Source organism: Vibrio sp. 779(2023), assembly GCF_033344285.1.
In the GTDB taxonomy this organism is placed as follows: Bacteria; Pseudomonadota; Gammaproteobacteria; order Enterobacterales; family Vibrionaceae; genus Vibrio; species Vibrio alginolyticus.
In genome coordinates, this window is record NZ_JAWPOM010000003.1 from 301,472 (window position 1) to 317,949 (window position 16,478).

5 protein-coding genes are annotated in these 16,478 nt (G+C 43.1%); 3 read left to right on the plus strand and 2 right to left on the minus strand.

The annotated features are described in order from the left end of the window. Positions 1–376 precede the first annotated feature (376 nt). On the minus strand, positions 377–1,780 hold the full coding sequence (locus tag R8O70_RS06435; protein WP_054576101.1) for a PLP-dependent aminotransferase family protein: 1,404 nt from the start codon (positions 1,778–1,780) through the stop codon (positions 377–379). A 359-nt stretch (positions 1,781–2,139) separates the two neighbouring features. Between R8O70_RS06435 and ampC the strand changes: the two genes are divergently transcribed. Both ampC and R8O70_RS06445 read left to right on the plus strand, forming a co-directional pair. Then, positions 2,140–3,291, plus strand: coding sequence for a class C beta-lactamase (ampC, locus tag R8O70_RS06440; protein ID WP_054576100.1), 1,152 nt, complete (start codon positions 2,140–2,142; stop codon positions 3,289–3,291). A gap of 94 nt (positions 3,292–3,385) precedes the next feature. After that, positions 3,386–4,024: a CatB-related O-acetyltransferase gene (locus R8O70_RS06445; protein ID WP_054576099.1), complete on the plus strand. Its 639-nt coding sequence runs from the start codon at positions 3,386–3,388 to the stop codon at positions 4,022–4,024. A gap of 341 nt (positions 4,025–4,365) precedes the next feature. Here the strand turns inward: R8O70_RS06445 and R8O70_RS06450 are convergent, their stop codons facing one another. After that, entirely contained in the window at positions 4,366–5,340 is a 975-nt protein-coding gene (locus tag R8O70_RS06450; protein ID WP_213916864.1) for a peptidoglycan DD-metalloendopeptidase family protein, read from the minus strand. A gap of 253 nt (positions 5,341–5,593) precedes the next feature. On the opposite strand from R8O70_RS06450, the gene R8O70_RS06455 reads away from it, so the two are divergent. After that, positions 5,594–16,135 carry a tandem large repeat gene (locus tag R8O70_RS06455; RefSeq protein WP_318184090.1) on the plus strand — a complete coding sequence of 3,514 codons (10,542 nt, stop codon included), beginning with the start codon at positions 5,594–5,596 and terminating at the stop codon, positions 16,133–16,135. Positions 16,136–16,478 lie beyond the last annotated feature (343 nt).

Genomic DNA, 16,478 nt, shown 5'->3' on the forward strand with positions numbered 1-16,478 from the left:
AGTCTTTTCTTCTTTAACATCTAGCGAAAGATAGTGTTTTGATAGAGTGTTAAGCAGAACTTACTGTTCGATATTAGAAAAATAAGGTTCATTGAATGCTCGATGTGAACTTAAAAGAAGATGATTTACGCAATAGGGTTGCTGGTGGCGCTGAAAGTGTCAGCGTGATACGTCGCTTTACTTGAACCTAGTGCGTCTACAGTCGAAGAAATATAGTGTTGGGGCTGAAGCCAAACCAAGCGGGTTAGAGCGACACAATTCGTAGTGAACTCTTATTTGGTTGAAAAGCGTTCCAAGTTCGCAGTTGCCCCTGACTCTGCTGGTGATAACAAGACGATAAATTGATACCGAGCAAAACGATAATTTTATATCTGCTTTAATCCAATACTGATTGAATAATATCAAATGCTGTTTCTATTTTTTGGATAGGGATAATGCCAAACCCAAATAAGAGGGCATTAGAATGATTGTTGATAGAAAAATGCGATGATGGATAAACCGCTACATTTGATGAAGCCAGTTTATTCATCATTTGTGTCGCGCATCCCGATACTTCAGCTGCTATATGCAATCCACCTTGGCTTGGAATACGTTGTAAGCAATCTACGTTGTCAATTAATTGAGTGAGTTTATGGTACCTTTCGCTATAGATTTTATTCATATTGAGTAAATGGTGAGAGAAATGACCGTCACGCATGAATTCGTCAAGTAGGATTTGAGACACTACAGATGTACTTCTTCCCAAGTGCCACAACATATTTGAAATTGGCTCCATTAAAGACTTTGGTGGAATCATATAGCCAATGCGTATGCCGGGAAATAGTATTTTAGAGAAACTGCCTACCATAATGACGCAGTCATTTTTATCTTGTGACTTGAGAGCTTGCTTACTGGTATTGAGGTAGTGATATTCCGCATCATAATCATCTTCGATAATGATTGCGTTATTAACTTCTGCCCATCTCAGCAGTTCTAACTTCCTTTTAACTGAGTAGCTAAAGCCTAAAGGGAACTGATGACTAGGCGTTGTATAAATAATTTTGGTATTAGAAGGGATTGATTCAACGACAACACCTTGGTCGTCCATCGGCACGGAGCCTATTTGCGCGCCAAGTAATCGAGCTTGATTTCGAAAAACAGGATATCCTGGATCTTCCGTCGACACGAGATCCCCGGGAGAGAGTAATGTTAGGAGAGTCGTCATTATTGCCTGCTGGCACCCTTGCGTAATGATGATGTCTTCAGGGTCACAGATTACGCCTCTCGAGTGTCTCACATACTCGCAGATAGACTCTCGTAAACAAACTAACCCTTGCAAATCACCACCATGTGCAAACTCTGGAGTTAATGCATTGAGCCTACTCAGTCTTGAGTGTCGCCAAATATGCTTTGCTATTCTCTGATGATCAGGAACGCCTAAAGTGAAGTCATAGTCTAGATTCTTTGGTGCGATGATCTCTGGCTTCTTCGCTGCGTTAGTGCCAAACACCCCTAGTTGGTAGTGTTTTATTGGTCTCTTATCTTGATTCACCGTTTGTTCTAGAGCATTACTTACGTACGTGCCAGACCCTGCCTTTTTTACTATCCACCCCTCGAACTGAAGTCGCTCATACACCGAAATGACAGTGTTTCTTGCTATGCCTAACTTTTTCGACAGCATGCGGGTTGACGGTAATCTCTCATTTGATCGTAATCTGCCTTCTAATATCCCTTGGTATATCTCGGAATAAAGCTGTTGGCTGGTGACTTTTCCAGTTTCGAAGTGTAGTGAAAATGGCATCGTTTTCTCTGTAGACGTTGAAAAGTGGTTCTAAAGCGTTGTGAGGATGTGGATCTGTATATACCAAGTATATCTACCTAGTATACCGTTATCGTGATATGGAGAAAGCGTAATGAGTACACTATTTCCCCATTTTGGAAACGGATGTTACTTACATTCGTATCTAACCGGCCTACCTATCAACGGTGATCAGGTTTAGACCTGTTTATATCGCACTAAAAATTTGAAGACACAGTGTTATTCATCGAGGGTTAACGATTGGAGTTCTTCAAGTCAGGATTACTTTTATATAAAAAGTTAAAAGCCTTGGAATAAACTAGAAATTAATTATAAGTTAAAATTAAAAAATTGAGGGTTCAATGAAGTTAAACAATGCCTTGCTGGCCATTTTATCGCTCACTTCTTTCGTCACGTTTGCGAAAACGGAGTTAACGGTTAGCAGTCAATTAAAGAGCGTAGTTGATGATTGCGCTAAAGGATTAATAAACGAATACGACATTCCGGGGTTGGCTGTTGCAGTAACGATTGATGGCAAGCGTTATTTTTACAATTACGGTTTTGCTGACGAAAGTAAGGGGAGTTTAGTCACCAACGACACAATTTTTGAACTCGGTTCTATCAGTAAAACTTTTGCCGCTACTTTGACTGGGTATGCCCAAGAAAAAGGTAAGCTAGACATGGATGACAAGGTCAAAGATTATATTCCAGAATTAGAGAATAGTGCTCTGGGTAATACCAAGCTAGTTCATGTCGCCACCTACACTGCGGGTGGTCTACCATTGCAATTTCCTAGCGAAGTAACGAACGACGCTGAAATGATGCAGTACTACAAAACGTGGAAACCGGAGTACGAAGCCGGTACTAAGAGGAAGTACTCAAACCCTAGTATTGGTCTATTTGGCTACATCGGTGCCTTGAGTATGAAGTCAGACTATACGGAAATGATGGAAACCGTCATCCTGCCTGAGCTCGGTATGACCAATACCTTTGTCGATGTACCAAAGGATAAGCTTAATAACTATGCTTTTGGTTATAGTTCTGAGGGAAACCCCGTTAGAGTTAATCCAGGTATTCTTGATGCGCAAGCCTATGGTATTAAATCAACGAGCTCAGATATGCTTCAATATATCGAAGCAAATATGGGGCAAGCGCAACTGAATAATGATATGGAGAATGCGCTAGAGCAAACTCACATTAAGTATTTTAATACCGATACATTTACGCAAGCAGTAGGGTGGGAAGGTTATGATTACCCCGTTTCACTTTCACAATTATTGAAGGGTAACTCCAGCGACGTAATTCTCAACGCTAAACCGGTGCAAGCAAGTGAACCCGGTACTCTCGGTCGTGATGTTTGGTATAACAAAACGGGCTCAACAGGTGGGTTTGGGGCATATGTCGCGTATGTACCTTCTAAAAAAATAGGCATAGTGATTCTAGCGAATAAAAACTACCCTAATGCAGAAAGAGTAGAGGCTGCTCACCATATTATTAGCTCAGTGGTGAAGTAAATTTTAGTAGTAATAGGAACTATGTAATTATTAGAGCTTATTTAGATACATACTATCTGCAGTGTTTTATTCGATAGTATTTATAGGAGTATTCATGAAAACTAAGCATTGGTCTAAAGTGACTTTGCTACATGAAGTTGTTACGAACCCAAATATAACGATTAAAGGTAAACATAGTTATTACAGTGATTGTTGGGACGCCGGTTTTGAGGAGTCCGTTGTAAGATATCTACAAGGTGATGAGTTCAGCCGAGATTGGGAACCAAAATGGAAGATTGATAAGTTACATATAGGTGACTTTGTCTGTATTGCAGCGGAAGTTGTGATTGTTATGGGGGGAAACAGTACACATAGAGCAGATTGGTTCTCCTTGTACCCATTTATGGACTTTATTGAAGAAGCGTACGTCGGGAAAGGAGATACTCATATTGGCGATGGCGCCTGGCTCGGTATGCGATCCATGATAATGCCGGGTGTGACTATCGGAGAAGGAGCAATCGTTGCGGCAAACAGTGTGGTGACGAAAGATGTTGAGCCTTACAGCATGGTTGCGGGTTCACCAGCTAAGCATGTCAAATATCGCTTTTCTCGAGAGACGATAGACGAACTGCTTGCTCTTAGGATATATGATTGGCCTGATAAGAAAATCGACAGCCTGAAGAGATTTTTATGTTCAGACGATTTAGAAGGGCTGAGAAAGGCAAGCGCTGAATATGATAGAAACTACTCATAATCGTGACAATGTCACTGTTTAAAAAGTCAGAAAGAGGTCATGAGTTGGGCCTCTTTGTATTAAATATCTAGCCAATACAATGAGTAATCATTTTATTCTTTTATTGATTTTTTACGTGAACATGATGGGGCGCGTATCATTTGCGTTCAAGAACAAGAGGACAACGTATTTGGTAAAGGGGAAACCGATGGAATATCGGGAAATTATAATTATTAAGAGCCGCATGTAGCGGCTCTTTTTGATCCTGAAATTGGTTAGTGGCGACAGACTACGAAGCGCTCAGAGGGTTACGAGGACTCGCTTCAGATAAATGAAGAAAGAGCGAATCGAAGTGGATGTTGTTACCTATTTGACTGCTCATACCGTTGCCATTCCGCTGTTAACTCTGCTTTTTCTTTTCTCGCTGCAATCAGCATTTCTATATTTACGTCAGTGTTTGGGTGCCTTTGAATGTATTGCTCGTAATCAACAGGAACACCATTGATGTGCAGTTCAAGATGTAAATGCGGCCCTGTTGTTCTTCCTGTGTTACCCGTTTTCCCTATCACTTGTCCTCGGCTGATCTTCTCACCAACATGGACGTTGCGCTGAGATAAGTGTAGGTAGCGTGATACAGAGCCATTTGTGTGGCGGATATTAATATAGTTGCCCGCAAAACGGTTGTAGCGGGACTTTAAAACGATGCCATCAGCAATACTACGAATCGGTGTACCTACAGGTGTGGCATAATCAGTGCCTAAGTGCGGAGTCGTTATATTGGTCACTGGATGTGTTCGCTTTAAGTCATAGTCAGAGCTCACTCTGTAGTTTTTATCAAAGGGTGAAGAAAACATGAACTGATTATTTATCGACACACCATGCTCATCAAATACGTTACCGTGACCATCATTGATAATAAATAAATCAGTTTTACTGCCTAAATAGTAAAAAGAACTAATGTAAGTTTCATTTTTACTATTTAATTTAGTTCTTAAGATAAAGTTATCACCTCTTTTAATAGAGTCAATAATATTAAACTTGCTTTTGATAAGTGCTAATAGCAAGTTGATCTCTTTTTGACTCACTCCTGATTTTAATAATGAAGCGACAAAAGAGTATTCAACAACACCGATAGTGATTTTTTGCCTACGAGTCTTCTTTTTAATTGGTGGCTGCACATTCTCACTTGCGAATTCTAAAGGCTTGATGGTAGGTAGCCTATCCACAGGAGTGAGGAAGTAGTGAGAAAGCGATACGCTAATCAATATGATTAACGCAGTAGTGATAAGGGCTACGGTAGGAGCTTGCACACTCCTTTTTATTATTAAAATAGTCATTAGTTTTGTTGGTTTATCAATACTGACAGTTGTGCGTAGAGTATAATATTTTAAATAAAAACTAGCATTAAAGCATGAGTGATTCCTCTGTTTTAACTAAGTTAATGATTATAGGATGTAAAAATAATTTTAATAATTCAGTCAAAGTGACGGTTGGCTTGGTGTTTATGCCTATTTTGTTGGTGTTAATGTCACGTTGAGAAAATATTTTTCAATAATATAATCTCGGGAAAATATATTTTGCCAAATTACTATGTTCGCTAAAAATACGCTGAAATTAACATTAGGTCTTACGCTTACATCTCTTTTATTGAGTGCATGTGGTGGTGGTGATGGAGGAGACAACACACCTCCAGCTAGAAGCAAAGGAAGCATTTCCGGTATGGTGTTTGACGCCCCAGTCAATGGCGCCAAGATTGAGGTTTTCGAGTTCAAAAATGGAAACTTAGGTCGGAAGTTGGCTAACACGACGTCTGATGCCTTCGGAAACTATCTGCTAGAGTTTGAATCGTCGTCAATGCCTCTTTTTGTTGTTGCAAAAGAGGGGAGTTATACCGATCCGTTTACAAATGAAACGGTATCTGTGAGTAATGCGAAGACACTTAAATTTGAAGGTGTTGTGAACTTTAAAGAGGGGAGTGAGCAAAAGTTAATGCTTACTCCGCTGTCGAACTTGGCAGCAGGCTTGGCAAAGTACAAAATTTCTCAGGGGGCCACAGATGAAAGTGCCTTTTCAACCGCTTTGGATAGTATCAATAGCATGTATGGGTTTGACGTAAATGAGACCAAACCTATTGATATTACCAAAGGTGGGCAAAGCAGCTTTGCTAGTGTAGGGCATCAATACGGTGCTTTATTAACAGCATACTCGTCTTACTCTTACGATCTTATAAAAAAATACGGCAACAGCGATAACGTCTACACTTCGATGCACTTCGCTGACATCCAATATCGGGATGTTATTGCAGATGGTGTTCTTGATGGTCTTGAAGTGAGCAAGACTTCAGGAGCAGTGACTCCCCTTAGCTTTGGACAGAAAAAGATAAACAGCGACGTTTACACACGTGACTTATCTCAGCACGTTTTGATCGTGGTAAACGACCCAAGTATCAATATTTCAGGTACTGATGCTGCCGACTATGTCGACTTTAGTAAGAAGCTTAATGACTTAGGTACATATGGCAGTACAGATGGCGTCATTCCACCGCGAGATGGGACGGAGATTGATACCACAGCGCCTATCGTGACACGCATTGACCGTGATGTACTGGCAGGCACCGATAAAGTTGACCTAAAAATTGTTGATGATATCGGTGTAGAAGACGTATCCGCCTTTATTCAGTATCAGATTAATGGCTCTTGGTCTGGTGAATTTCAATGTAACGACATACAAGATTTTGGAAGCACATTCTGTTCGGTTGAATTTGATGATTTTGAAGTTGGCCTTCGAGAGACCAACGTTAAAGTTAACATTAATACTAAAGAGATCGATAGTGTAGATATGAACCCTGCCACAGGGCTCTCAAACGTAACAGCAGCACGGTTAGTCTTATATACAGCGGATGTACTGGGTAATGAGTTAATTCCAGGCAGCCATTCGGGTCTTCATATCAACTTTGAATGGGATAACGATGCGCCTGTTATCGATATTACATCGGCGAGTGCAATTAATAACCAACTTAAAGAATACGTTCTGAAAGGGGTTGTAAAAGAAAGCTCGCAAGAGATTAGTTCTGTCAGTATTTCATTTAAAGATGGCTTACATGAGGGCGTCACATGTTCTCCTGTCACTGTAGAGTCTGGAAATGCTTGTGAGTTTAGTAAGGCTTACCCAACTGATGAATTCCTATCTACGACGGTCTTTGAGGTTCGAGCGAAGGATAGCAAAGGCAATACGGGCTCTGCGCAGCATGCAGTAAGTCGTGACGATCAAGCGCCAGCACAGACGATAACCTATCCTGAAGGTACGTCAATGACGTACGTAAATGTGGGTTTAGATGGTGAACGAACCACTTACGATGGTATCTACTCTCAAGATACGTACACCCCAGACAATGTTCAAGCAAGCCGCGATTTCCTGAAGATTGACTATGCGTACGCAAGTTTAGGGATTCAGAGCTCATTAAAAGGGATAGATTTTAGTAACTTCAACGCTAATTTATTGAAAGAGAATAAAATCCCTTATGTTCGTGTGAAAGTATCAGACGTAAATACCGATACGGTTTTAGGCTCCAACGCTAATAAGCTAAAGCTCGTCGTCAAGTACTACGTAAGCCAAAACAACGATAACAACTACTCACTTCAGCAAGTTATTGATACAACGGCATCCGATGACGATTACATCGCAAAAATTCCGCACGAAACGCTGTTAGATAGCAATGGGCGAGTTGAGGATGTCATTTATTACATTCCATTTGTAAGAGATATTTTGGGTGACAGCTTTAAATCGGTATCAGAAAACAGTAGTCAAAAGTTAGTCATTCAAACCATCGATGAGTCTGATAACGAAAGCACTCCAAGAGAAGTATATTTTAGAAGTAGCTTTGACCTACCAACCATAAAAGTGGTGACACCATTTATTGGTGCGCGAGCTCAACTTGAAGGGTTGAGCCCAAGTGGTGAATTCACTTCACTTGCAAGTTGTACCACTATCCAGCAACTGGAAAGTGACCAGTCCATGGCTCTTGACGTAGCGAGCTGTGAAACCACAACTGACGTAGTGAATTATGATTTCATGCGTGTTCGTTTAATTGGTATCGAAGGCAGTGAGCCATACTATTACCAATGGAAAAGAGATCCAGGGACCAAGAAAGTTACGGTTGACTTAAACAAGGCCAATATTGGTGTGTATTTTAAGCTCAAAGGTTCTCAAACTTACTATATTACTGAACTATCGACATATCAGACTGGTTTGTTTGATTTCCAGTGGGATCAAGTGACAGCGGGAGAGAAAACTTCAGAACGTGCGATTCAAATTCTTGATGAGGTGCGCTACGCGTTATCAGGTACGAACAACAACTCATTCTTTGGGTTTGACCCAACGGTTGTGCCTTATGCAACCAATGAAATGCTTACGACTAAAGCGATTCCAGACAAGCCATCAAATGACTATCTACACCGATTCCTTGTTGAAGCAATTGATAGTATTGCCGAGAGAATGCCAAGAAATAACTCATTAGATTTTGCATCTGCTATTTACGATGATTTTAGCTACGATGGAAAAGCAAATGGTGTAGGGGCAGGAGGAAGTCAAGTTACGCTCGATTCTTACACGTTTGGCGCTGAAACTTACCGAAAAGACCTGGCGCAATCCTATTATGAAATCATGGCGAGCAAATACGGTATTGAGACCAATATCGCGCAGCTCTATGCTGATGATATTTCGATGGCTAATCCTGACTTAAATGGTAAGAACATTTTTGATACAGAGGGTAGCAGTATCGATACCTTGCCTCCGCAGCCAAAATTAACCATTGAAAGCGGCAGAGAGACGATGGTTGGTAATAGGCTTTATATCGCTGGCGAGGTTGTTTCTAAAATTGTCCTAGACGATCCTTCTGGTATTGTAGGAACCGACGCTCACGGCCCGAAGTTTAGCACGATGTGGTATCAAGCCAATGAGCCAAACATTGAAATACCACTGGACATCAACATCGTAGAAAACTCAGACAGCAGCAATGCTTATCGAAAAGAGTACTTCTTCACCCTTAACTCCCAGTCTAGTGAACTAAAAGATATTATAGAGTTTGCCGTGGAGACCAGTGCTATGGACCCACATGGCAATGCGTATGGTTACAATGGTAAATCTCCGTTTATAGAATCGGTGTTTATTGATAACGACTTCCCTAAGGCCAGTTACCTTCCACCCAATGATGTCGATGGTAAACCTGTAGAAAACGGTATTTATTTAAATGCGAACAATACTCATGAATTAACCTTCAACGTTGAGGATATTGTTGGTGATAAGCTTGCCTCGAGGGGCCTTGTTTTCTACCAGCAAACCGGTGAAAAAGTAACATACACACCAGAAAACTTTGCAAGTAACTCGAAAGACGCGTTTAAAGTCAAACTATGTACGGGCGAGATTTGTTCAAATCAAGGCTCTACGATTTATCCTGGTGATGGAGATTGGTTAGTTGTTGCAGCAGCAGAGGACAACTTAGGTAACTCCGTTTCAGAGTTAACTAGCACCGCTCCGAGATTCAATATTCGTATCGACTCTGAAGCCCCTATTGTAAAAAGTGAGCAGGTTCAAAGCCGTTTAGGTGGTAATAACCAATGGGCACCTGTCATTGATTGGGGGACGTTAAGCTCTGGCAATAACGTAAAAATAGATTTGCGCCGCGGATCTGGTCAGGCTCTGACATTAGAAAGCTGTGACCCTCTAACAGAGGCGTGTGACGTACCATACCTAGTTGGTGAACAGCCTGACGTCAAAGTCCAACTGGTTTCAAAAGCATTTGATTACGATGAATGGAATGAGTTTTACGTCACTGCGACGGACAACGCTTACCCTGCCAATGTCAGTACAACAGGGAAATTCACATTCCAAGTCGATAACAAAGGCCCTGAAATCATCCTAAATACACCTTGGGTTGAAGACACATTGTCCAAAGAGAATTATGTCATAGGGCGTGAGTTCAACGTGCGATTTAAATCCGTAATAGACGATTCAGACCTTGAGCAAGTCTCGCTGTATCAAAGTGGTAAAGATTCGCCAATTAAGACAATTGTGCCAACGGATTCATCTAAAGAGTTTGTCATGTCTCTTATCAAGAGTGACACAGATAAAATAGACATTTCTGAAGATGAAAAAACAACGTCATTGTATGTAAAAGCAACCGATATTTATGGTTTTGAGTCTAGTTCTAACACGCACAAGGTTATTCTTGATCGTGATGGGCCAACATTAGGCTTAAGTGGTTTCAATGCGAATGACTACTACTTAGGTAACTATGTCTTTGACCTAACGGCGCTAGACCTAAATGCAAACGGTGATGTTTCAATTAATGGCGTAAATCGAGAAAGCCTAGAGTATTGGACGTTTAGCGATCTGGAACCATTACCTGGCTCTCCCGGTACAAAAATCAATGAGGATCTCAAAGTGAGCCTTGGTGATTTAGGTACGGGTACACACAAGGTTCGTTTAAAAGGGTCTGATGTTCGTGGCAACACAACCTTAACCAGTGATGAGCAAGATTTTACCGTCAAAGTGTACAACTCAATCCCGCAGGTGACGCTGGCGATGAGTTACACGGATGGAACGCCAATTACAAACAACACCATCTATCAAGATGGAAATATCGTACTGACGCTTGATATTGTTGATGATAGTGGCGTTGATCGAATTGACTCAACTTATAGATTCTCTGGAGAGCAAAACGGGACTAACTTTACGTTCTCAGAAACCGCAGATGGCACTTGGACTGCAACGTTGCTTTCTACACAAATTGCCAAAGATGGTAATTATGAACTTGATATCAAAGTTTATAACAAAGTTCGTTACCTTGATGAAAAAGACCGAAAGGTTGGAAAAGTAAACCAAACCTTTAGCGTACAGCGTGAAGGCGTGGTTCTAACAGTTGAAAGCCCGCTGGACTTCCAAAATTACTTATCTGATGGTGTTCTTGATGTCACCTTTACTACATTGAGTGCGGTCAAAGCCAAAACGTTAGAGTGTTGGGTTCGTGAAGAATACAACTCTCTAGATGCGCCACCAACTAATGAGCAACCAACTTCTGGTGTTATCAACGTATCGCAAGAACCTTACAGTTGTAGTGTCAATGTTGGGCAAAACATGACCAAAGCACCTGTCACTTTGATCACTAAAACCTTGGGTACAAATGGGCGTGAAACGATCAACAAGTTCAATTTCTCGATGGTGGATATTGATGCACCGACAGTCGTGGATGGTAACTCATACAGTTTTAAAGGAAGTGATGTTTGGTTTGATGAAGCTTTGAAGAAGAAGATGCTCACATTTGAGCTCTCTTTTAATGATGCTTTATCAGGCGTGAATACCGAAAGTTCAGATGAATATCCAAAGTTGGTTCGTAATCTTGGCAACAAAGCTTATACACCAACGACTTGTGCCAAAGGTGTTGGAAATATCAAGTGTACGTATTCTGAATCCTATGCCGATATTATTGATGGCCTGAGTACAACTCAAGAATACAAAATCAAGAACTTATCTGATTTAGCAGGAAACTTGACGCCAGAGCACGATCTACTGCTTGAATTACCTAAAGGTTCGGTAGTCGTTGAAATTACTGATCCGGTTGGAAACACAACCATTAATGGTCAGCAGCTTGTCGCCAAGTTCAGAATTAAGCTGTATGAAAACTCTAGACTAGACAATGTGATGGCCAGATTTGGAACGGAATCCTACAACTATAAAGATAATCCGGAGAAGTTTGCACAATTAGAGGTGTGTGCAGATGATCCAACCTACAAGTGTTCAACATTTACAAGTGAACTTCCTAGCGATGCGGATGGAAAAACGATCAGGACAACGATTACTGCAACGGATGTGTGGTCGAGAGTCGGTGAAGCGACCGTTGATATTAAAGTTGACAACACACCTCCAAGTGTTGGCGATGAGATTATCGTAACTGAATCGCCAACAAATCCAGATAATGTTCGTTTTCGTTTCGACATAACGGACACTGGTAGCAGCCTGGCAAAAGTAAACTATTCGGTTTTAAACCCAAGCTATCAAGAAGAAAGAGTAGAGGATGGGAACGGTTCATCTACGTACTTTGAACTACCGAAATCTCAGTTAGAGGGGCGTGGTTCAATCACGGTTGATATCAAAGCGACAGATAGCGTCGGACTGTATTCTGATATCAGAAAAGTCATTGATATTAGTGTTCCTAAAGTCACAGTTGATTTCGATGGAATTACGAGTTTGCAGGGTGGGAAACTGTTTTTAACCAAGGCAAGCCAGCCGTTTACGGTATCTACGGTGGAAGGAGAAAGAGTGAAAGCTTCACAATATTCTGTGGAGCTTATTCCAAGCCTCGGTGATTCCTTGCGTTACTCAGGTGATGTTATCTCATCTAGTGGTAATGGAATGATGAACTTTGCCGTCGATAACCAAGGGGCATATACCCTTAAGGTGACGGTGACGGACTCAGTTGGAAGAGAGAATACAAGCTTTGAATTACTAGGCAAAAGTTATGATGGAAAGGTTATCGAATCTATTGTTGATTATGACGCTCCAAGTATTTCGGGCTTAAGTGCTAATCAAACCTCTAAGGTGCCGACAAACGATAAGTATCAACTAGAAATTAGTGCATACATTACAGATAAAAATTTAAATCTCGTCACGTCAAAAGCGGTGAGTGGTGGCAGCACTGTGGCTCCTCAAGCGATTACTGAGCCGACAACCGAAGCGGGGCCTTATGTCATAAGCTATTTGTTACCGAAAGGCGATCATACGATCACGGTGGCAGCAACAGACAAGGTGGATAACAAGAGTGAAAGTTCTATTGACGCGCATGTGGAAGCGGCAACCGTTCCCGGGCTAAGTATCTCTACCGCCTCAAGCGCCCCTCTTTTTGGAGGCGAAGAGATTACGCTTGCGTTTAACTTTACAGAAGAAGTTACGAACTTTGATATCTCAGATGTCCATCTTGTCGCTAGTGATAGCGGTGCAACAGGAACGTTAAAACAAGATACTTGGTCGACTTCAGACAATATTACGTGGACGGTTAACTATGTCAGCCCAGAAAAACAAGATAAAAATATCACTATTCAGGTAGAAGACAATAGCTATCAAAGTACCAACACAATTCCTGGAAAAGGAAGCAGCTTAAGTATCGCGGTTGAAGGAATCTTACCAAAACTAACCAATGTGACATTTAACCCCGAGCATCAGAGTGTGGGTCAAAGCGTGAATGTATCGCTTGAGTTTGATAAAGAGCTCCAAGAGGCGACCGCTACGCTTGGCGGCAATCGCATTAGTTCTCTGTCAGCAACGGCAGATAAAAAGGTCTGGGTTGGTGATGTACAAGTTCCGAGCACCGCGCTGTTAAGTGTCGACTTGGTTGTTAGTCAATTTAAAGATTTGACTGGCAACATAGGTGAGGATAACACCGCTCACGAATTACCGATCACGCCAACCTTAGCCATCACGCCAGTGGGCAATGTGGATGAAACGCATGCCGCCACGCTACAATTCGAAGGCACGTCGACACGTTTTGACGGTCAGTCCCTGCGTCTTGAAGTAAAAGCCCAAGGCAGCGCGACGGTATTGAAAAGCAGCAGTGCGACGGTACAAGCCGGTGGCAATTGGACCAGTGACGCGATTGATATGAGTCACCAAACCAACGGCACTTATACCGTGATGGTGACAGGGACGAACTCAGCCGGCATTGAAGTGAGTGAAAGCCAGAGCTTTACACTGGCGCAGTCTCTGCCAACGCTGACTAACGTGACGTTTACGCCTGAGCACCAAGCCATCGGCCAAAGCGTGACGGTAACGCTGGAATTCGATAAAGATCTGCAATCCGCCGCAGCGGAGTTAGGTGGCACGACGATCACTTCATTAGTGGCAACCGCGGACCCAAGTGTTTGGACTGGTGATGTGGTGGTACCAAGCACGTCAGAGCTGAATGTGACGTTGCTTGTTCGTGACTACCAAGACTTCTCAGGGAATACCGGTAGCCAGAACACGGCTTACTCCATGCCGATCACACCAACCTTAGCTATTACGCCAGTGGGTAATGTGGATGAAGCGCATGCCGCCACGCTACAATTTGAAGGTACGTCGACACGTTTTGATGGTCAGTCCCTGCGTCTTGAAGTGAAAGCCCAAGGCGGCGCGACGGTATTGAAAAGCAGCAGCGCAACGGTACAAGCCGGTGGCACTTGGACCAGTGACGCGATTGATATGAGTCATCAAACCAATGGCACTTACATCGTGATGGTGACGGGGACGAACTCAGCGGGCATTGAAGTGAGTGAAAGTCAGAGCTTTACACTGGCGCAATCTCTGCCAACGCTGACTAACGTGATGTTTACGCCTGAGCACCAAGCCATCGGCCAAAGCGTGACGGTAACGCTGGAATTCGATAAAGATCTGCAGTCCGCCGCGGCGGAGTTAGGTGGCACGACGATCACCTCGTTAGTGGCAACCGCGGACCCAAGCGTTTGGACTGGTGATGTGGTGGTACCAAGTACGTCGGAGCTCAATGTGGCGTTGCTTGTTCGTGACTACCAAGACTTATCAGGGAATACCGGTAGCCAGAGCACGGCTTACTCCATGCCGATCACGCCGACCTTAGCCATCACGCCGGTGGGCAGTGTGGATGAAACGCTTGCCGCCACGCTACAATTCGAAGGCACGTCGACACGTTTTGACGGCCAGTCCCTGCGTCTTGAAGTGAAAGCCCAAGGCAGCGCGACGGTACTAAAAAGCAGCAGCGCGACAGTACAAGCCGGTGGCACTTGGACCAGTGACGCGATTGATATGAGTCATCAAACCAATGGCACTTACATCGTGATGGTGACGGGGACGAACTCAGCGGGCATTGAAGTGAGTGAAAGTCAGAGCTTTACACTGGCGCAATCTCTGCCAACGCTGACTAACGTGATGTTTACGCCTGAGCACCAAGCCATCGGCCAAAGCGTGACGGTAACGCTGGAATTCGATAAAGATCTGCAGTCCGCCGCGGCGGAGTTAGGTGGCACGACGATCACCTCATTAGTGGCAACCGCGGACCCAAGCGTTTGGACTGGTGATGTGGTGGTACCAAACACGTCAGAGCTGAATGTGGCGTTGCTTGTTCGTGACTATCAAGACTTCTCAGGGAATACCGGTAGCCAGAACACGGCTTACTCCATGCCGATCACACCAACCTTAGCTATTACGCCAGTGGGTAATGTGGATGAAGCGCATGCCGCCACGCTACAATTCGAAGGCACGTCGACACGTTTTGACGGTCAGTCCCTGCGTCTTGAAGTAAAAGCCCAAGGCAGCGCGACGGTATTGAAAAGCAGCAGTGCGACGGTACAAGCCGGTGGCAATTGGACCAGTGACGCGATTGATATGAGTCACCAAACCAACGGCACTTATACCGTGATGGTGACAGGGACGAACTCAGCCGGCATTGAAGTGAGTGAAAGCCAGAGCTTTACACTGGCGCAGTCTCTGCCAACGCTGACTAACGTGACGTTTACGCCTGAGCACCAAGCCATCGGCCAAAGCGTGACGGTAACGCTGGAATTCGATAAAGCATTGCAAGGTGCTGTGGCGGAGTTAGGTGGTACCACGATCACTTCATTAGTGGCAACCGCGGACCCAAGTGTTTGGACTGGTGATGTGGTGGTACCAAGCACGTCGGAGCTCAATGTGGGGTTGGTTGTTCGTGACTACCAAGACTTATCAGGGAATACCGGTAGTCAGAACACGGCTTACTCCATGCCAATTACACCGACAATACACCTAGACGTTATCAACGATGTTACTGGAGTGGAAAGCATGACAGTAAGTGGTAGCAGTGAACGGTTTGAAGATGGTGAGTTCATAGATATTAAAGCAGTCGACGCTGATGGTACAGAAGCCACAGGCATGGCTACCGTGCTTTCAGACTCATGGACAACTGATTTAGATCTTTCAGGACTGAAGGAGGGGGTAGTGACGATTTATGTAAATGGTACCAACAAGCTTTCCGCCTCTGCCGAAGAGGCTCTAGCAACATTTAACTATGATCGTTTCGCAAGTACAGCCTCCTTAGGTGCTGTTTACAACCGATATTTTAGTGATAACAAAACTTTAAAAAATGCGGCATAAATAAAGCGAGCGTTTAGCTCGCTTTATTTCTTTGGGACTTTTTGTGATATTTATCAAAATAATTGCCTTTATTGATAAGTTACTCGAATTAATGAATCGTCTTAATACAAGGCTGAATAACTATAATAACTAGGCCAATGTTGCTTTTAGGTGTGTATGAAGTGATTGTGATGGTTGCTCGGCAGGTGCTATGGTGAATGTGTCGCGTTGAAAATCTTTTTAAATATTATATATTTACGCTCGTTTCTATACTCTGAGTATAGTGTTCTGCATGAGGTCGATGGGTAATACCTCGCCTCTTTAACTCGCGATGAAGCAAATTTAATCCTAGCAAGCTTCAGAG

What these genes read in the sequence shown, in the direction of transcription:
- R8O70_RS06450 (WP_213916864.1), bottom strand. Translation starts at nt 5,340, where the DNA reads ATGACTATTTTAATAATAAAAAGGAGTGTGCAAGCTCCTACCGTAGCC.
- R8O70_RS06445 (WP_054576099.1), top strand. Translation starts at nt 3,386, where the DNA reads ATGAAAACTAAGCATTGGTCTAAAGTGACTTTGCTACATGAAGTTGTT.
- R8O70_RS06455 (WP_318184090.1), top strand. Translation starts at nt 5,594, where the DNA reads ATGTTCGCTAAAAATACGCTGAAATTAACATTAGGTCTTACGCTTACA.
- R8O70_RS06435 (WP_054576101.1), bottom strand. Translation starts at nt 1,780, where the DNA reads ATGCCATTTTCACTACACTTCGAAACTGGAAAAGTCACCAGCCAACAG.
- ampC (WP_054576100.1), top strand. Translation starts at nt 2,140, where the DNA reads ATGAAGTTAAACAATGCCTTGCTGGCCATTTTATCGCTCACTTCTTTC.